Source organism: Brevundimonas diminuta 3F5N (assembly GCF_900163625.1).
Taxonomy (GTDB): domain Bacteria; phylum Pseudomonadota; class Alphaproteobacteria; order Caulobacterales; family Caulobacteraceae; genus Brevundimonas; species Brevundimonas diminuta_A.
This window is the reverse complement of sequence record NZ_FUIE01000022.1, coordinates 1-18,668: the sequence shown is the minus strand read 5'-3', so window position 1 is coordinate 18,668 and position 18,668 is coordinate 1. Positions and strand designations below refer to the sequence as shown.

Here is an 18,668-nt window from a genome sequence, read left to right as displayed (position 1 = left end):
TCGAACCGGAGCCGATTGTCATGGTCCCGGCATGGTCTCCCAGACGATCCAGCCAACGATGCCAGCGACCATCTATGTGCGTTGGTCCAGCGAAGCCCAAACAGGGCGTGACAGCCTCCGGCGCCAGCTTGAAGCGGCCCAACGGTATGCGGATGAACATCGTCTCCTGATCGTCGAAACCATCATCGACGAGGCGGTCTCGGCATTCTCCGGCCACCATCTGACGAAGGGTCGGCTGGGAGAGTTCATCCGTCGTGTTGAAGATCGTGCCGTCGCTATGCCTTCTAGTTGTCTTCGTCATTGACTGGCTTGGAGCCGTCACCGTAGGCGTTCTCATTATCGGAGGGACTGATGAGCGACGAACGCATCGACAAGCTGGAACGGCTCGCCCGACTTAAAGCGTCAGGCGACATCACCGCAGCCGAGTTCGAATCCGAGAAAGCCACCGTTCTTGCAGGTGCCCCAGCAGATGAATCTGTCGAAAGCGCGCGCAAGTGGCGACTGATCTACCAGTCCGTGGCTGCGGTTATCGGCATCGTGATCTGCCTGATACTAGCTGTGGCGTTCTTACAGAGACAGCCCGCAGTGAAAGGATCGAGCGGGGACATCCAGTCTCAGGTTGCTCTGGCACCCCCTATTGAATCGTCGTCGCCAATGCCCGTTGCATCAGAAGATGTAGCCCCTGTCGCAGAGACCGCCCAACCCGTCGTCCCATTGTCCGACCTGCCCCCTCGCACAGTCCCGCCAAAGATTCAGGGAGATTGGAGAAATATGCGAACCCGCATCAAAGAGGAGTGGGGGACGGAGCCAACCTTTGCGAACCGGTATGTCATCATCCGGTTCGGCTGTGGCACGGGTTGCACAGGAAATATCGTCGGCGATCATCGCACGGGTGACATCTACTCGCTCGGTTTGGGCGGTGAGGGATATGATCAACTTCAGCTAAAATACAGCAACGCCAACAATCTGCTGACAGCTAGTTGGGGTGAGATCGAATCGCAGACCTGCGTCGTGCAACGCTATCGTTGGACTGGCACCGAGCTTGAAGAAATCGGCGCGAAGAAAACGTCCCCCCGGATCGACTATGCGTGTGACGAAATGCCGGTATGAACCGTGGTTCGTGTCTACAGGTTCAGGCTCTGTCGAACGGACAGAACTGCCCCATGGCGTTGCGCGAGGCGGGAAGCCGCTTGGGCTGACAGGTGAACCAGACCTCCCGCTCATAACCTTCACACGCTAACTGCACCTGCCTCTGGTCCTCATGGAAGGTGGCTGTGAAACCGGCGGCTTTGGCTGCATGGGCAATTCTTGCGCGCAGGGTGAACATCGACGAAGCGGAAGCAGATTCGTCCGCCGCCCGTAGTTCCAAAATCGCGGCTCGCAGGTCTGGGAGATTGGCGCCGTATTCCTCGACGAGGATTTGGTCTCGCAGCCTCTTCTCCTCGGTTCGAGCGAGGCGCAGTTGGTCGCGGGCCGTCGCTACGGTGACCACAATCTCGTCAGTGGCATCGCTACCGAACGAGTCGAGCAGCTTCGTCAAGCGACCGGATAGACGTGCCGCATCACGGCTTGCGCGAAGGAGGTCTTCTCTAGTGCGGGATGCGCCCGGCGCGTTTCGTATGGCGGGGTCGAACGTGAGCGCGGCTTCGAAAAAGAGACGCTCGGCTTCGTTGAAGTTGAACAATGCCCGGCAACCACATGCACGTCGTCGCCGTGCGGACGAGCACGCTAGATAGCGTTCAGCGTCACCTTTGCCGACATAGGTCATGGTTCCGCCACAGGCCGCACACCGGGCGATGCCGGTAAAGATGTTCCTGAAGTCCGCACCCTTTCGACCTGCCGCCCCCGTCCTTCGGGCAATGATTGCAGCCCGCGCCTTCATCATGAGCGCGTGATCCACTATGGGTGGGAAGTAGTTTAGCACGGGCGGTCCAATCGGCACGCGACGACCGTCCTCCATCGTGTGAGGCTGATACGTCCCCCCAGCCGCATCGCTGGACAAGAGCTTTTGGATGTAGCTCGCGTGCCAGCCGTGCTTGCCTCGAAATGCTGGCACGCCAGCGGCGTTCAATCTGGCGGCGATGGAGCCTTTACCGACGCCAGCGGTCGTTTCCGAGAAGATCATCCGAATTACATCAGCGCGCTCTACGATGATCTCGAATCTTGATCGATCTGGGGACAGCCGAAGCCATGCCGGGCAGGTCTTGGTCAGCTTCCGCACGTCGGCTTCACGACGCTTCCGTTCCCAAGCGGCGCGCACGCGCTTGCTCTTGGTCGCTGATTCCTCGTGCGCGCGTAGCATCACGATCAGGCTACCCAACAACCGTAGCCCACCGTCATCGGCCATGCTTTGTCGGGTGAATCGCTGTCGATCAGTCAGGGTGATCAACGTGATACCTGCGTTGATCAGGCCGATGAACGGAGCGAGAGCATCGAGGGGAGCCTGACGATTTAGACGGTCGAGGCTTTCACAGATCAGGACGTGCGGCATAGCGACGGCACGATCTTCAACACGACGGATGAACTCTCCCAGCCGACCCTTCGTCAGATGGTGGCCGGAGAATGCCGAGACCGCCTCGTCGATGATGGTTTCGACGATCAGGAGACGATGTTCATCCGCATACCGTTGGGCCGCTTCAAGCTGGCGCCGGAGGCTGTCACGCCCTGTTTGGGCTTCGCTGGACCAACGCACATAGATGGTCGCTGGCATCGTTGGCTGGATCGTCTGGGAGACCATGCCGGGACCATGACAATCGGCTCCGGTTCGAGCAAGTCGTAGTCGATTGATCGTGATGGCCGGTTGGTGTGGACCGCCCTGGATGCGCGATAGCGTGATCCAAACGGTCGGCCAGGCCCTTGGTCGAATGACCTCCTGACGAGAGGCGTGGTGGCGATTAATATGGACCGGCCAACTGGGCGTAAGGTATTGTGGATAAATAGATGCATGGACCGGCTTGGGGCTGGGCCGCCAAGTTTCAGACCGCCAAGTGCCCCGTTCGCGGGTTCCGGTTTGTAAGCCTCGGAAGGTGCCCCAAGCCCCTCCGAGGCTTTTTCTATTGGTGCCGTCCTCACCTTAAACGGGGCTTCGATCAGAGGCGGCGTAGCCGACAACGACAAGGCTTCCTCAGCCTGAAGCGCACCATCCGTGAGTTTGAAGCCCGGATCGCGTTGATGCCAAGATCGGGCATCGGAGCGGGATCGGTCCCGGCCCTCCGTCCACGTCGCGTGGGAACAGGCAAACAAGAGTTGGGGTCCGTCGTGACCGAGTTGAAGCCCCAATGGCGCCGGCGCGGTTTGAACAGCGTCGTCGTGCGGGTCGGCCCTTAGCAGGGACCGGCCTAACCGTTTTTCCCATTAACGAGACCAGTGATCGCATGGGACAAGCAAGCGGCCTCGGCATTTAGTTGCCAGCGGATCGTCCAAGCGACGACGTGGGTCACGCAGCCCCTGTCTTTCAAAGTCACCGCCACACCGGCGTCCAGGTGCCTCCGGGGAGGGATTAGGCAGTATTGTGAGGTGTCGGAAAACCACTCGCGCGGGAGACCGCAACGCTGCGTTCAAAAGCTGTCGGCTCCATACGGCATGACGCTCTATCCCCCTGTCTCTCCTGCCTCTGCCCGGTCCTTGATCGATTCCAGTGTGTGGGAGGGACAGGGGGAATAAAGCTATCTACCTTCGGCATGTGAGTCTGAAATCTCTCATCCTTTTCCTCGGCTCTTTGAAAAGAATGATCGCGACGCAGAGAGCGAAGGCTTGTCCTGAGCGACTGTGAGCGATCCGGGTGAGGCGTAAGCCTCGACCGCGAGAAGAGACAGAAAGATGATGTCAGCCGATCCAAGCTCGACTTGATCTGCACTCCTCCTGAGAAGTCATTAACCCGCAGAAGGTTGATGGCTGACATCCCCTGGACCGTCTCTCCAACGGCCTCTGGACCGCCTCCTGACGGCGTTCTCCCCAACAGCAAGATCGTGGTCAGACGGCTCTGCAAACGGCTCCAGGACCGCCTCTAGCCGTTGCTGGACGATGGTTAGGCGGCTTCTGCCAACGCCCTGTAAACGCTGGCCCGGCTGATCCCGACGCTCTCTGCGATCTGGGCGACGGTCTGGCCTTCAGCCTTCAATCTCAAGACCTCGGGTGTCTTGGCGCGGGCAGTCGGGGCGCGTCCTTTATAGCGTCCTTCCGCCTTAGCCTTGGCGATCCCGGCACGCTGTCGCTCCAGCATGATCTCGCGCTCCCATGAGCCTACGCCGGCGAGGATCGTCAGGATGAGGTTCGAGGTTGGGTTGCCGGTGTCGAGGTGCATGGCGAGAATGCGGACCGTCACACCCTTGGCTCGCAGACGTTCGACGATTCCGAGCAGGTCGATGACATTCCTGGCCAGCCTCTCTGGCTTGGTGACCACGAAGACGTCGCCGGCTCTCACCCAGTCGAGTGCGGCCTGAAGCTCGGGCCGAGCAGTGTCGGCACCACTGACCTGTTCGGAGAAGATGCGCGTGCAGCCGGCACCACGGAGTTCTGCGATCTGGGCATCGAGACCAGCTTGCTGATCAGCCGTCGAAGTCCTCGCATATCCAACCACAGCACCCGACATCGATCCTCCTCACATAACCCTCAGACATTGTGACACAGGTCTCTCAGAAGGCGACCAGAATGCTTGTGAGACAGTCCGCCCCGGCTCTCGGATCATCTCACAAGGGCGTGCGCTATTGGGAGGGGGCGGAGGTGGAGGTTAGGCCAACCGTCGTTACTTGGGATTGACAGTCTTTAATATGGCTTTAGAAAATGGGATTATGGAAGCCTTTCAAGCTGTTCTCGGCCTACTAACTGGCATTGCAATCGCAGTATTAGTGGGCGTCGGAATTTTCAACGCTTTGGGTCCCCTCATCGGGACTCTGATTTTTGGCGGCTTAATCGCCAGCGGATTTTTGATTTTCTACGGCCTAAAGAAAGATTCGAAGGGCCTGCGAGACGCTGGAACGATACTTGCGGTCCTCGCCTTAGCATTAGGCGTGAGCACTTGCGCAATAGGTGGCGCCGGAGGCGGATCAGAGCCCGACGCATGCAGCCAGTTGGGCGGTCGCACGAGCTTTGACGGTTCGAAGTGTATCTTCTAACCAAGCTCCCTTTGCGTCCGATACCAGGGGGGAGTGCCGACCGTCGTGTAACGACCCGCTTCCTCACTGCGCGTTACAGATCGCTCGCACCCGTTCAGATCAACAAGCTTATATCCAAGCCACGATTCTGCGGTGCAAGGTAAGTAAGCTTCCCGTCGACGGCGTATTATCGCTGAAGGGAAATTTACTTCCGGGCTAATACAATCTCATTGTCGCTGAATTCGAGAACATCGAACGTAACTCCGAGTATCTCGATCTCACGCGACGAGGAAAGATCAAAAATGATAATCTGTGACGGCACGGCTTCGGATTGTTCCAAATGCACCTCAAGCTGGCCGTCTCTTACCCCTCTGAAAGTCGCTGCAATGCGGGAGGTTTGTATTAGCTCTACGATGCCGGTCGTCTCGATCACCTTATCGGCCGGGATGCCTCTTACGCACATGGCATTCACCCCCATAGACCGATAGCAGATGGTATAAAGTCCATCTTTTCGGTCTAGGGTTTGACCCATGCTCATATCGCCGCCAGAAAACGAGTAATTGCTGTAGAGGGGCGTAAATGCTCGATCCCGCTCTTTAAGTTTGCAGGTTAGCTCCCCGCGACGCACGTTGTGGCGGTGTCCGCCAATCTGGGTAGCGACGCCGTCCTCAAGCGGGACGAAGCAAGAAGAGTAAAACCCATTGCTTGCCGTCAGGATCGGGTCACCCAGTTGCGCGTAAACGGTGTTACCCTTTAAGGGAAAAAGAAACTCCTGAGCGGAATACAGATTTGCAACACTGGCCTGCTCCGCGAAATGGTAAGCGTATGTCGCAAGCCGAGCGTCAGATTCATTCTGATATCTTTCGCTGATAGCTCGCCCAGCACTAATCAGGCTTTGTTGCGCGCTTGCCAAAGCTTGAACCTGCGCGTCCATTCTCATTAAGCTTCTGGCATTCACATCCTCAACGCCCCGGTTTGCGGCACGGGGCGCGCGCCTGCTTCCAGGGGGGCACCGTCCTTCTCCGAAACTGTGGAACCAACGCCCCTGGACCAGAACTTCCTCGCAAACGGCGAGGCTGCGATAGTTTGAGCTTGATGGGGTTTGGGCGAACGCGTCGTGACTTATTGGCGACCCGATAGTGAGGATTAAAACAGCAACAAATCGAGCAGCAATCACAGCGACCACCTTAAAGATTTTCGATGACCGTAGATTGCTCAGCGACGGTATGCAACGGCTCCTAATTGACTGGTAGGTGATCACGCTCCGGTAAAGCTGCTTCTGACTCACGCAGCGGAACTGCGTTAGTTCGCTAGCCAAAAATGGATGGCGTCTCTTTCGTGCTCGAACGAAAAGCGGACTACTCCAGTCAGCTTGTTCACCGACCTGAACCAGCGTCCATGCGCCTGATCGCAGCACCACCACTCGCCAGCGACCCGGCGACGATCATCCATCATATCGTCGAGGTTGATCTGAAGCTCGATGGTGTAAGGCGTAACGAAGGGCGGAACAGGCTTGTTTATCGCGCCACCTGTCGAAACAAGGTCATGTGAGCCACTCGAACCGCCGTAAACCAACGCCCTTCGGAGATCAGCCGCCGAAAGACGTTGATCATGGCCGCATCGGAGGGGCCACCAACCACAAGGTAATTCGGCGCCATTTGGCACCAGTAGGCGGAGCAGTGGCGCCGGCTCGTCGTCAGACGCCTTTTTAGCATAAACTCGTAGAGGTCGATCATTTGGCTCCGTGGTCGATCTTCCGACCACCTGATCTGGCGGCCGGTAGACCTATTTATCCAGGTCGCCGAAGGTGACAGCCGAAGTTTCTGCGGCGGACAGAAGCGGTTGCCCAGATGCAAGAAACAGCCAGAAAACCTGTAAAACTGGCAGTGGAAAGATAAACTCAGCCCGTTATCCCATCAGAAATAGAGTAGGCCGCACAGAGCCTTTTCTCTCGGTGTTTTCTGGCGTGCACAATGACCCATCCAACCCGCCCTCAAAGCCTCGTTGACGCTGCCTTCGCACATGCGCTTGCGAAAACAACACGTGCCATATTCTTCAGTGAGATAATTCCCGACTTTCGTCGTTCGTCACCCGGCAGGGAGTTCGCTGACGCGCTTGTCTCGCGCCCTTCGGCACTAAAATCCAACGGCGTTCGTCCACGCCCACGTGTTCGGATAAGGGAGCGGAGCGATGGGGCCGGGCTGGCACTGATCTGGCGCATCGGCACTGGAACAAAGCGCACAACAGCAACGTGGGCTGACCTGATCGATCTACCATGCCCGGAAGGAGCCGATCCCGTTGCCGCTGCGGTTGCGCATCAGATGGCAGTAACCATCTGGACGAAGGCCACCAGGGACTTCGAAAGTGAAATTCGAGGCGGTAGTGTTGCGCTAATGGGTAGGCTTGGCTCGCCATTCGAAGAGTGCGGGCGGATACCCGAATCGGCCCTGGCGCACGTTCAGATCGACGACTGGTTGCTTGGCACTGGAAGCGCCGCCGGCACTCGGCTGTTCGATCTCGCCGTCGTGCCGGAATTGGACCCGTCGGCGGCATATCTCGCGAAGGTCCATGCCGCTGGTAAGGTTTGGACCAAGCTGTTGCCGGTGATAATTGGCAAGTTGTTCCCTACCGGCATCCCCGACCGGAGTCTGCTCTCAAACAAGGATTTCTGCGATGCTCTAGGAGGCGAGCTAAAGCGCCTGGGCCTCACTCAACCAGATAACAGGACATATGATAGAGCGCGCAAGGCAAGTGAGAAGACAACGTTGGACAATTAGGTTGTCGCACCCTGTCGCTGCTCATTGATGAAAATCACCGCTTAAAATGAAAGAAGTGCTCCAAGAGCAATGTCGCTCTGGAGAACATCTATGCCTACCTTTAATGTCTTGCTTGGCCTAGCACTCAACGGCCATTACGAAGTCGAAGCTGATGATGCGGGCGACGCTTCCGAACGGGCGATGGACCTTTTCCGAAACGCCTATGACCTTCCGCATGACGGTGACATCGTCATCGATTTCGTCGGATTGACGGATGCTGAAGGCGAAGACGAAGAAAAGGGAGAAAGTGTGTCCGGTCCCGACGGCACGGGCCAATGATCCAGATGACCGAGCTTTCCCATCCCGCCCCAGATGCCGGCGCAATCGAACAAGCCGAAAAGTTCGTTAACGGCCTTTTCGGCAAGTGCCAAAGCCCCACCGTCATCCATCGGATCGAATATGGCGGAGCGATCATCCCGCGAACTAAAGCGGATCACCTGCACGGTGCGCTCACCGGTATGTCCAGCGTGCTGTTTCACTCAATGCTCCGTCAGATCGAGACCGGTGTTGGTGACCTGGATCGCCGCGAGAAGGTCCGCACCCTCATGGCCAATTTGCACTGGGAGATAAACGCCGACCGAGCGGGCGACGTCAAAGTCGTCGTCTACGCGAGTCGGAACAGCCCCGCTGTGTTCTTCGGCATTGATGGCCACTGGTCGGGTCAGCAGCGACCGACTTTGGTCTGGACTGGCCGGAACGGCGTCGCGCTTTCGGCTGTCAATTGTCAGACGATTATCGACGCCCCCTATGCCGAGCGAGTCGGTCGCGCGGCGGGGTTCACTCACCAGCGCATTCGGCTGGAGAACCGCTTCGCCGAGAAGCGGGTGCTGGCGGCCGCCGCAGGGAGGACGAGCGCATGACGGTCCTCACCGAAGCGGAATGGGAAGAACGATTTGTTCCTCTCATCAGACAGGATGAAGATTGCCTCCTGTTCGATGCCTACAATGCCGACGAGCGCGCATTTCTCGAGGCTGTTGGAAACAACAGAATCTGGACGCAGGTCGAGGCTGATGACGCCATCGAGTATGTTCCTGGTCGTTGGAAGATCAACGCTACCGGCTACATCGTCACTATGAATCCATGGGCGGACGATGAAGGCGATCTGGCGGTTGTGATCGAACTCGACATGGACTGTGAACGAGATGGGGAAGGCGTTCTTGGCACAATCGAGGATGGAGGAAGCCATGAGTAGGTCTCTGTCTCGCCAACGGGCCTGTGTGCGCGACCGCGACGTTGATATCTCTGGAGGCGACTTCTCGGACATTCCTGGCGGCCCTTGGAAGGCCGTGCCGCCTTCGAACTACGACAGCATTATGATCGTAGCTGTGGCCACGAGAAAGGAGTTGCGAGGTCGTGCTGGTGCTCTCGATTTTAGACCGTTTGGAGCCGAAGTCCGGTTGACAGTCGAGTATCGGGGGGTTCAATCTTATCGGTCCGAGTCAAAGCATATCTTCCACATGGTCAGCGAGGAGTTTGAGCTTCTCATGATCATCGACCTGGATGTAAGGGGCGGAATAATTGCTTGCCGGGGGAGCGAGAAAGCATTGCTCGACACTGTCCGGCAGGTAGATGCCGCATATTCGTCCGTTTTTTGAACGACATTTGGACCGGGTCAGCCAATGCTCACCCGGTCCAATCCCACCCTAACTCTCTGGTCAGGCGATGATAGCTTCGCCAATGAGGGCCGCCGGCGGTGTCATGGATGCGCGGAATTCCAAATCGGTCGCACTTCGTTTCGGCCGCCTCCGAGATGTGGGTGGGAACAAGAACGTTGCGATGCCCATGCGTCGCCCAAAGCATCCATCCCTTTGGGCCGGTTGTGCGGCGAAACTCCAGCAACGCGACTCCGCAAAATTCTCCGAAGGCCAACCGGCCCGCAGCAACATCGCCCAACTTGCTGCGTAGGCAGTTGCGATAACGCCTGGCCGCACCCAGGTGGTCGTTCATCGTGGTGAACGCACGAAGTTCGTCGTCGCCATCGCCGAGCGGATGCGGCGGTAGACGGTCAGCCCTGCGCACAAATCGGTGCACCAGCCGAGAGAGCGTCGAAGTCGGCCCCATATTAGCGATAGCCCCAGCTACCGCCTCGTCTGTGGCTCGCGAACAAACGCTTTGCGCGAAACTCACCGCTGAATTGAAACGCATCGCATCGACCGGCGTGTCGAGCCTAGTCAGCGTGTTCGCGTGATGCCAGCGCGCATCAAGGGCTGCGAGAATTTCCAGCTTGTTTCGACTTACGCGTCCACTGGCACGAAGCGCATCCACTGCGCGAGCATTCTTCCTGTCGGTGAGCAGCCCGTGGATCGAGAGGTAGTCCTGAGCACGATCCAAGGGCCTATCTCCAATGCGTTCAAGCAAACCGGGCATTCCCTCGGTGTCTTCCCGAAAGGCATGGCGCAAAATATCGCTGACACGGCCATGTCGGATTACCTCGGCCAGCGTTTCTGGAATAAGATCGCCCTCGGGATAACCGCCCCCGTTTACCTCGTGCACCGCCAGGGCTGCGAAGATGGCCTGACGCCGCGCCGGCGCAGCCGTCAGCACGCGCGCAATCACGCCGGGAACGTCATCGTCCAATTTCACGAGCGTATCGGTGGCCCAGCCCAGAAGCCCCTCACGCATAGGCGTCTTCCCACGGGAAGTGCTCTTGCCCGACGATATGGGAAGCCGCCCAACGCCATTTCCGCTCCTCGCGGTGGCTGAGCTTGTGGTCCATCAAGATGCGAGGCTCGGGGTTCGCCAGGTCCGCGACGATGGCTTTGACCGCAATAAGCTCGGGCATAAGAACAGGTTGGGTCTCAAACCCATCAGCTTCCACTGGCGGATCGACGAAGAGCCATTCCGTTGTGCTGAGCCACCGATGGCGCCCAGCGACGTCATTGAGGTAAGATTCAAACTCGATGCTGTCGATCTGGCCGTCAGAATCCTTAAGGACGCGAACGGCAAGGCAGCGCAAAGGCTCGTGACCCAAGCGAACTCCGTGATGCTTTGAAGCTTCACGGTCGCATGCAAGTCCAAGCCGTCAACCAGAATTAGCCCTTGCGGTTCTGCCCATACTGGCAACGAACCGCACCCCTCCAGTTCGCCATTCCCCTGACCCTACATCCCTGCGGCTTGCCGCCGGAGGCGCCATGCCCGTAAGTAGCGGCCATGAATCCCGTCGAGATCGAAGAAGCTGTATCCAAACTTGCACTTGAGCCGTTTGATCCGGCCGAGTTCCCCTTCCAGTTTCTGATCGCTTTCGACAATCCGCCGCCTACGATCAAGCGGCTGCGATCTGGCGCGACCAACCAGTCGGACGTGCCGGGCGGCGTGCTTCAGCGGAATAACATCCACATCGCCACATGCGCGCCGGGTGAGGTTGACGCGACCCTGAAGGCCCTACGCGATAGCCCGAAGACGACTTCGGCCAAGGCCAAGATCATTCTCGCAACGGACGGTGAGACGTTCCAGGCCGAAGACCTGAACGGCGGCGGCACTGTCGCGTGCAGCTATGCCGAGTTCCCCGACCACTTCGGCTTCTTCCTGCCACTGGCTGGGATCACCACAGTCAAGGAAATCCGTGAAAGTTCGTTCGATGTGAAGGCGACCGGACGCCTGAACAAGCTTTACGTCCAACTGTTGAAGGAGAACCCGGACTGGGGCACCGCCGAACGCCAATGCGACATGAACCACTTCATGGCGCGGCTGATCTTCTGCTTCTTCGCTGAGGACACGGACCTCCTCCTTACCGAGGGGCTTTTCACCAAAACCGTCGAGCAAATGTCGTCAGGCGACGCCGCGAACACCCATTTGGTGATCGGCGAAATATTCCGCGCGATGGACACCCCCCCTTTAAAGCGAGGTGACGCGGGCCTACCGCCCTATGCGGCGAAGTTTCCGTATGTGAACGGACAGTTGTTCTCCGGGAACACGGATGTGCCGACTTTCAGCAAGGTGGCGCGCAGCTATTTGTTGCACGTAGGAAGTCTGCCTTGGCAAAAAATCAACCCGGACATCTTCGGGTCGATGATCCAGGCGGTGACCGACGATGCAGAGCGCGGTTCGCTCGGCATGCACTACACGAGCGTGCCCAATATCCTGAAGGTGCTGAATCCGCTGTTCCTTGACAACCTGCGTGAGCAGCTTGAGGAAGCTGGGACCAACAGCCGGAAGCTGCTGAACCTCCGCAACCGGATGGCTCGCATCAGGGTATTTGATCCGGCGTGCGGTTCGGGCAACTTCCTGGTGATCGCCTACAAGGCGATGCGCGAGATCGAGTCGGACATCAACAAGCGGCGCGGCGAGCCTGACCGCCGATCGGACATCCCACTGACGAACTTCCGAGGCATCGAACTACGCGATTTCCCAGCCGAGATCGCGCGACTCGCTCTCATCATCGCCGAGTATCAATGCGACGTGCTTTATCGGGGTCAGAAGGAGGCGATTGCAGAGTTCCTTCCGCTCGGCGCGGAGAACTGGATTACCTGCGGCAATTCGTTGCGGCTCGACTGGCTGAAAATTTGCCCGCCGTCTGGGGTGGAGGTGAAGGTCACCTCGGATGATCTGTTTCACACCCCTCTCGATCAGGCCGAAATCGACTTTGAGAACGAAGGTGGTGAGACTTATATCTGCGGCAATCCGCCGTATCTGGGAGGCAAGAAGCAAGACGCGGATCAGAAGCAGGACATGCTTCGGGTAGCTGGGGGCCGCTATAATCCGGCAAACCTAGACTATATCTGTGCCTTTTTCACTAAAGCTATAGACCTCTTAAATCGTGTTGACGGCATCGCCTTCGTAACGACAAGTTCGATCTCCCAAGGGATACACGTCCCAACTTATTGGCCATACATACTTTCGTCCAAGGCATTCGTTTTCTTTTGCTACGAACCGTTCAAATGGGGAAATAACGCAGCGAACAATGCTGGCGTCTATTGCACTATTTTGGGGTTATCGAATGACGTTTCGCGCAAGAAGATAGTTTTCTTCGATGGAGGGAAGCGCGAAGTCGAAAACATAAACCCTTATCTGATCGCCGGTGACGACATTGTTGTGTCTGGTTTTTCTACCCCTATTTCACCTCTATCCAAGATGAACACTGGAAATCAGTCAGCAGATGGGGGGTTTTTGACGCTCGACGTCCAAGAGCGCGAAGCATTGCGGGCTGGTAACGCCAATGTAGACACACTCATTCGCCGCGTAAGCGGCACGTCTGAATTCTTCGACGGACGACTGCGTTGGGCCCTATGGATCGATGATGATGATCTCGGTCTAGCTAATGAGATCGGTCCAATTCGCGAACGCATACGGCAGTGCCGCGACTTCCGTCAGGGGGCAGGAGAGGTGGCCAGGACGCTTGCCGAGAAATCTCACCAGTTCCGATACAGGAACATGGCAAAAGGCATGGGGATGATAGCTCCACAAGTTTCTTCGGAGCGTCGAGAATATATTCCTTCAGGGATATTTGGGCGTGACCTTGTAGTCACACACAAGGCGCACGCCATATTCTCCGCAACGATGATAGATGTATGCGTATTCAATTCCCGAATGCACTTCGTTTGGGCGAGAACGCTTTCTGGTCGGTTAGGAAATGGGATCAGCTATTCATCAAATTTGGCTTGGAATACGTTTCCGCTCCCCAGACTAACTGAACAGAACAAGGCGGACCTCACCCGATGTGCCGCGAACATCCTTCTGGCCCGCGAGGTTCATTTCCCGGCGACTATCGCGGACCTCTACGATCCCGAGAACATGCCGGATGACCTGCGTCGCGCTCACGAGGCCAATGACGAAGTGCTCGAACGCATCTACATCGGACGTCGCTTCCGCAATGATACCGAGCGGCTGGAGAAGCTGTTCGAACTCTACACCAAGATGACGACCAAGAAGGCCGCGGCGTGACGGAGCCGGATCGCGTCTTCCTGCAAATGTGGGGTCCGACGCGCGAGCACCTGATCGCCAACCACCAATTCTATGTTGCACAAGCTCGCAGCCGGCTCCTCGACCAGTTTGACGACGAAGCGATGAAGGCAGACGCGCAGCGGCATTCGGATCAGTGGTTGGCACAGCGCGCTCAGCATTTCGATCCCGAACGAGACGATCCAGGTGCAAACTATGAGGCTGCCTACGACGAACACATCAGCTTCTACCTGAGCCTCGCCGGACTTCGTGACAGCACCCGTCTCAGCATCATCGCCGGCATGTTTCATGAGTGGGGGAAGCAGGTTCGTGACTGGCTCGGCACGGAGCTTGGTCACCTCGGCCTCAAAGAGCATGTGCACGCTGCCGTTTGGGCGGCGAAGGTCGATGATCTGGTGGACCTTTTTGAACGATGTGGTTGGCCTGTTCGCGACCAGAAATTTTATGCTCAGCTACTCCGCTGCCAACTTGTGGCGAACGTCTACAAACACGGGAACGGGCCGTCATTTGACGCTCTGAAGCAACTGGCACCGGAGCTTGTGGGCGGACGCGAGCGAACCGCCTTCTTTGTCTCGGCCCTCGACTATTCAGCCTTGGAAGTCGGCGACGACGACCTTGCTCGCTTCGCCGATGCCATCACCGGCTTCTGGACCGCCGTCCCCGAAAACATCTTCTTCTCAGAAGTGGGCGAGGCACCCAAATGGCTGGAAAAGGCCCTTCGAAAGGAGGGACACGCATGACGTTCGCTCGGGTAGCCTACAGCCAACTCAACTCGCGTCAGCAGGAGAACTACAACTTCCAGAAGGTCGCCGCGCGCATGGCCGACTACGGCTTCAATTGTTTGCGCCTGACCGACGACTGGCAAGGCGCGGATTTCATCGCTTGCCATATCGACGGTCAAACCTTCCTGAAGGTTCAGTTGAAAGGCCGGCTCTATCTCGACAAGAAATATGTCGGGAAGAACATCTATGTAGCCTTCACCCGAGGCGACGACTGCTTCGTCTACCCGCACGACGAGTTGCTTGCTGTTGTTCTGGCAAACGGGGCATTGAACGAACAGAGCGAACGGTGGCGCGACCACGGCCAACGCCACTGGCCGCAACCGCCCGTTTGGGCTTTGGCGTTTCTCGCTACATATCAACTTTGAACTGCGACGCACGGCAGAGGATGCAACGACTTGACCACGGCTAAACCGATCCCGGCCGTCAGCTTCACCACGGCGCGCACCGGCGCGTCCGCCAAGGCAAATGAACTCGGCATGCGTCCTATGCAGGAGCGCGCTTTCGCCAAGCGCGGCGAACAATACCTGCTGATCAAGTCCCCACCGGCGTCGGGTAAGTCGCGCGCGCTTATGTTCATCGCGCTGGACAAGCTGCACAACCAGGGCCTCAAACAGGCGATCATCGTCGTGCCCGAGAAATCCATCGGCGGCAGCTTCGCCGATGAGCCGCTGTCGCAGTTCGGCTTCTGGGCCGACTGGACGGTGAAGCCCCAGTGGAACCTCTGCAACGCGCCGGGCCCAGATGAGCAGCGCGTCGATCCATCGAAGGTGAAGGCTGTCGGTCAGTTCCTGGCCAGCGACGACAAGGTGCTGGTCTGCACCCATGCGACATTCCGCTTTGCCGTGGATCAGCGTGGCGTGGAGGCGTTCGATGGCCGGCTGATCGCGGTGGACGAATTCCACCACGTCTCAGCCAACCCCGACAATCGGCTCGGCGCCCAACTCGCCGAGTTCATCAGGCGCGACAAGGCGCACATCGTGGCGATGACCGGCAGCTACTTCCGTGGTGACGCCAACCCCGTGCTGATGCCCGAGGACGAGAACAAGTTCGAGACCGTCACCTACACCTACTACGAGCAACTGAATGGCTACGAGCACCTCAAGTCGCTGAACATCGGCTACTTCTTCTACAGCGGCCGATACCTCACCGCCATCGAGGCGGTGCTCGACCCGTCGAAGAAAACCATCGTCCACATTCCGTCCGTGAACTCGCGTGAGAGCACGGCGGACAAGATCAAAGAGGTGGAGCATATCATGCACTGCCTCGGCGAGTGGCTGGGTGCCGACCCTGTGACCGGGTTCCATCGTGTGAAGCTGGAGGACGGCCGGATCATCAAGATCGCCGATCTGGTCGATGATGGTGATCAAGCGAAACGCGCCAAGGTGCTGACCGCGTTGAAAGACCCGGCGCACAAGAACGACCGCGACCATGTGGACATCATCCTGGCTCTCGGCATGGCCAAGGAAGGCTTCGACTGGATTTGGTGCGAGCACGCCCTAACGGTCGGCTACCGCTCCAGCCTGACCGAGATCATCCAAATCATCGGTCGTGCGACGCGCGACGCGCCGGGCAAGGAAAGCGCGTCCTTCACCAATCTGATCGCGGAGCCAGACGCTTCGGAAGGGGCTGTCGTCGATGCCATCAACGACACGCTCAAGGCCATCGCCGCCAGCCTTCTGATGGAGCAGGTGCTTGCGCCACGCTTCAACTTCACGCCGAAAGATCACGGCGAGATCGAAGGCTTCGACTATGGCGACGGCGGTTATCAGCAAGGCAAGACCAACGTCGGTTTCAACGATCAGACGGGCCAGTTCCACTTCGAAATCGGCGGCCTGGTCCAACCAAAGAGTCCCGAGGCGACGCGCGTCTGCCAAGAGGATTTGAACGAGGTCATCACAGCCTTCGTGCAGGATAAGACCGCGCTCGAACGCGGCCTGTTCGACGAGGAGACGGTGCCCGAGGAACTGACACAGGTCCGCATGGGCAAGATCGTCCGCGACAAGTATCCCGACATGAGTGCCGAGGATCAGGAGGCGATCCGCCAGCACGCTATCGCAGCACTGAACCTTACGCAGAAGGCCAAGGAACTCGCTGCTGCGCCTGACACGCCCGGCGAGCCGAAGGCCAACACTGCCTTGTTGGATGGCGTCCGCCGGCTGGCCATTGAGGTCAAGGAACTCGACATCGACCTGATCGACCGCATCAACCCCTTCGAAACCGCCTATGCGGTCCTGGCCAAGTCCATGAACGAGGCGACGCTGAAGCAGGTCCAGTCGGTGATCTCGGCGAAGCGGACAACGCTCTCGCCCGAAGAAGCCAAGGACTTCGCTGGGCGCGCTGTGCGATTCCGCCGCGAACGTGGTCGCTCGCCATCCATCGACGCCGCTGATGAATGGGAACGCAAGCTGGCCGAAGGCGCCGCCGCCTTCATGCGCTACGACCGGGAAGGCAAGTATGGCTGACCTGAGCCTCGACGATCTCCGCGCCGAACTCGCCGACTTCGCTCCGGCCGAGACCAAGACGGCCACCTACACGCCACGCGAGGAGCGTATCATCGCGGGCTTCGAGGACATCGTGCGCTTCTTCGAGGAGCACGGTCGCGCGCCTCTGCACGGCGAGGATCGGGACATCTTCGAGCGGCTCTATGCAGTGCGCCTGGATCGTATGCGCGGTCTTGAGGAATGCCGGACCCTGCTTGCGGCGTTCGACAAGAACGGTCTCTTGAAAGCCGAGGCGGTGCCTGTAGAACCCGAGGAGATGAACCTCGACGCCCTGCGCGCTGAACTCGCCGGCGCCGACGATCAGGACATCACCAAGCTGCGGCACGTCTCGTCGCGGGAAGAGCGTCAGGCCGCCGAAGAGATCGCCGGGCGCGAGCGTTGCGAGGACTTTGAGGTCTTCGAGCCGCTGTTCGCCGAGGTTCAGCGAGACCTCGACGCGGGCGTTCGCGTCACCCGCCGCTTTGTTCGTGACGCCGGCTTCCAGAAGGCCGACATCCGCGTGGGCGACTTCTTCATCGTCGGCGGTCAGATCGCTTACGTCGCGTCTGTAGGAGAACCTATCAAGGCGCCGAACGGTGAGACGGACGCGCGTTTGCGCGTCATCTATGCGAATGGCACCGAGAGCGACCTCCTGCTCCGTTCGTTGCAGCGCGCACTCTATAAGGACGATGCGGGACGCCGCATCACTGAACCTGACGCGGGTCCGCTCTTTGGAGGTGTGGCTGAGGATGCGGCGCCCAGCCCAGTCTTCGGTAGTGAAGCCGATGAGGGCGAGATCGAGGACGGAACAATCTACGTTCTGCGTAGCCTCTCGGACCAGCCGTTCGTCGCGGAACACCGCGAGGTCTTTCACAAGATCGGCGTGACAGGCGGGGACGTAACCGCGCGCATAGCCGGAGCGAACAAGAGCGCGACCTATCTGCTCTCCGATGTGGAAGTTGTCGCCACCTACAGGGTCTACGGCGTCCAGTGCCGGAAGCTGGAAGCCCTCATCCACAGGGTGTTCGCGCCCGCGCTGATCGATCTCACCATCCCTGATCGCTTCGGCAGTGACGTGAAGCCGCGCGAGTGGTTCCTGGTGCCTCTGAGCGTGATTGACGAAGCAGTGCAGCGCATCCGCGACGGTAGCATCGTTCGGTTTAGGTATGACCCGGCTCTGGGGCGGCTCGTTCAATAGATAGACCCGCAGCTACCCGCTAAGGGGTCAACGGCCCAACACGGCTTCAACCGCGCTGCTGCTCCATCGCTCACGATCTTTCATGTGTTGAAAGAAGTGCTGTTCGAGGCCGGCAAGGTCGTCGCCGAAAGCGAATGGGAGATCAAGCCGGTCGAGAAAATCATACTGTGGCTGAGGCACGGGGCCACCAATCATTATCTCGCCCAACAAAATCACCGACAAAGCCTCGGTTGCCTCCAGCAGTGACCGGTGTGCCAAATCGATAGAGGCCAGTGACAGCGCAAGCGGCTTCAGCCCAGCCCGAGAGGAGTGGCTGGCGGCATGAGAAATGACCTTGTTGCGGTGGTGACGTGCCCCTGAGTTTTCATCCAGCGGCGACCAGAGTCCTTGGGTTAGTTACG

18 protein-coding genes are annotated in these 18,668 nt (G+C 58.5%); 13 read left to right on the top strand and 5 right to left on the bottom strand.

Going from position 1 to position 18,668, the window contains the following annotated elements; all coding sequences use genetic code 11:
• The first annotated feature begins 31 nt into the window (after positions 1 to 31).
• The gene (locus FM111_RS16600; protein WP_087139554.1) at positions 32 to 304 is read left to right on the top strand and encodes a recombinase family protein; all 273 of its coding nucleotides are present in this window, start codon (positions 32 to 34) and stop codon (positions 302 to 304) included.
• A 47-nt stretch (positions 305 to 351) separates the two neighbouring features.
• Positions 352 to 1,110, top strand: coding sequence for an SHOCT domain-containing protein (locus FM111_RS16150; RefSeq protein ID WP_143276046.1), 759 nt, complete (start codon positions 352 to 354; stop codon positions 1,108 to 1,110).
• A gap of 22 nt (positions 1,111 to 1,132) precedes the next feature.
• Here the strand turns inward: FM111_RS16150 and FM111_RS04655 are convergent, their stop codons facing one another.
• The 3 genes from FM111_RS04655 to FM111_RS16145 all read right to left on the bottom strand — a co-directional run bounded on the left by FM111_RS04655 (position 1,133) and on the right by FM111_RS16145 (position 6,027).
• Positions 1,133 to 2,737 carry a recombinase family protein gene (locus tag FM111_RS04655; protein ID WP_087139552.1) on the bottom strand — a complete coding sequence of 535 codons (1,605 nt, stop codon included), beginning with the start codon at positions 2,735 to 2,737 and terminating at the stop codon, positions 1,133 to 1,135.
• 1,290 nt (positions 2,738 to 4,027) lie between these two features.
• Positions 4,028 to 4,591 (bottom strand): recombinase family protein, encoded by a 564-nt coding sequence (locus tag FM111_RS04650; RefSeq protein WP_087139551.1) that lies wholly within the window; start codon positions 4,589 to 4,591, stop codon positions 4,028 to 4,030.
• 707 nt (positions 4,592 to 5,298) lie between these two features.
• Positions 5,299 to 6,027 (bottom strand): hypothetical protein, encoded by a 729-nt coding sequence (locus tag FM111_RS16145; protein WP_143276045.1) that lies wholly within the window; start codon positions 6,025 to 6,027, stop codon positions 5,299 to 5,301.
• Positions 6,028 to 6,491: 464 nt separating this feature from the next.
• Here FM111_RS16145 and FM111_RS16360 point away from each other — a divergent pair, with 464 nt between their 5' ends.
• The 5 genes from FM111_RS16360 to FM111_RS04620 all read left to right on the top strand — a co-directional run bounded on the left by FM111_RS16360 (position 6,492) and on the right by FM111_RS04620 (position 9,101).
• Positions 6,492 to 6,644 carry a hypothetical protein gene (locus FM111_RS16360; RefSeq protein WP_179205021.1) on the top strand — a complete coding sequence of 51 codons (153 nt, stop codon included), beginning with the start codon at positions 6,492 to 6,494 and terminating at the stop codon, positions 6,642 to 6,644.
• Between the two features lie 422 nt (positions 6,645 to 7,066).
• Positions 7,067 to 7,870 carry a hypothetical protein gene (locus tag FM111_RS16140; RefSeq protein ID WP_143276044.1) on the top strand — a complete coding sequence of 268 codons (804 nt, stop codon included), beginning with the start codon at positions 7,067 to 7,069 and terminating at the stop codon, positions 7,868 to 7,870.
• Between the two features lie 90 nt (positions 7,871 to 7,960).
• On the top strand, positions 7,961 to 8,188 hold the full coding sequence (locus FM111_RS16135; protein ID WP_143276043.1) for a hypothetical protein: 228 nt from the start codon (positions 7,961 to 7,963) through the stop codon (positions 8,186 to 8,188).
• Positions 8,185 to 8,769 carry a hypothetical protein gene (locus FM111_RS04625; RefSeq protein ID WP_087139546.1) on the top strand — a complete coding sequence of 195 codons (585 nt, stop codon included), beginning with the start codon at positions 8,185 to 8,187 and terminating at the stop codon, positions 8,767 to 8,769. Before FM111_RS16135 ends, FM111_RS04625 begins: the two co-directional genes overlap by 4 nt.
• Complete coding sequence (locus FM111_RS04620) at positions 8,766 to 9,101, top strand: hypothetical protein (protein ID WP_087139545.1); 336 nt, start codon at positions 8,766 to 8,768, stop codon at positions 9,099 to 9,101. The genes FM111_RS04625 and FM111_RS04620 overlap by 4 nt, the downstream gene beginning before the upstream one ends.
• A gap of 431 nt (positions 9,102 to 9,532) precedes the next feature.
• On the opposite strand, the gene FM111_RS04610 is transcribed toward FM111_RS04620, so the two are convergent.
• Both FM111_RS04610 and FM111_RS04605 read right to left on the bottom strand, forming a co-directional pair.
• Positions 9,533 to 10,531 carry a hypothetical protein gene (locus FM111_RS04610; protein ID WP_087139543.1) on the bottom strand — a complete coding sequence of 333 codons (999 nt, stop codon included), beginning with the start codon at positions 10,529 to 10,531 and terminating at the stop codon, positions 9,533 to 9,535.
• Complete coding sequence (locus tag FM111_RS04605; RefSeq protein WP_087139542.1) at positions 10,524 to 10,880, bottom strand: hypothetical protein; 357 nt, start codon at positions 10,878 to 10,880, stop codon at positions 10,524 to 10,526. Before FM111_RS04605 ends, FM111_RS04610 begins: the two co-directional genes overlap by 8 nt.
• Before the next feature lie 179 nt (positions 10,881 to 11,059).
• On the opposite strand from FM111_RS04605, the gene FM111_RS04600 reads away from it, so the two are divergent.
• The 6 genes from FM111_RS04600 (at position 11,060) to FM111_RS16355 (ending at position 18,513) form a co-directional block, all read left to right on the top strand.
• Positions 11,060 to 13,789: a class I SAM-dependent DNA methyltransferase gene (locus FM111_RS04600; protein ID WP_087139541.1), complete on the top strand. Its 2,730-nt coding sequence runs from the start codon at positions 11,060 to 11,062 to the stop codon at positions 13,787 to 13,789.
• Complete coding sequence (locus FM111_RS16130) at positions 13,786 to 14,547, top strand: hypothetical protein (protein ID WP_143276041.1); 762 nt, start codon at positions 13,786 to 13,788, stop codon at positions 14,545 to 14,547. Before FM111_RS04600 ends, FM111_RS16130 begins: the two co-directional genes overlap by 4 nt.
• Complete coding sequence (locus tag FM111_RS04585; protein ID WP_087139538.1) at positions 14,544 to 14,954, top strand: hypothetical protein; 411 nt, start codon at positions 14,544 to 14,546, stop codon at positions 14,952 to 14,954. Before FM111_RS16130 ends, FM111_RS04585 begins: the two co-directional genes overlap by 4 nt.
• Positions 14,955 to 14,984: 30 nt before the next feature.
• On the top strand, positions 14,985 to 17,051 hold the full coding sequence (locus tag FM111_RS04580; protein ID WP_087139537.1) for a DEAD/DEAH box helicase: 2,067 nt from the start codon (positions 14,985 to 14,987) through the stop codon (positions 17,049 to 17,051).
• Positions 17,044 to 18,267, top strand: a complete 1,224-nt coding sequence (locus FM111_RS04575) for a GIY-YIG nuclease family protein (protein ID WP_087139536.1) — start codon at positions 17,044 to 17,046, stop codon at positions 18,265 to 18,267. Before FM111_RS04580 ends, FM111_RS04575 begins: the two co-directional genes overlap by 8 nt.
• Before the next feature lie 84 nt (positions 18,268 to 18,351).
• On the top strand, positions 18,352 to 18,513 hold the full coding sequence (locus FM111_RS16355; protein ID WP_179205020.1) for a hypothetical protein: 162 nt from the start codon (positions 18,352 to 18,354) through the stop codon (positions 18,511 to 18,513).
• Positions 18,514 to 18,668: the final 155 nt, after the last annotated feature.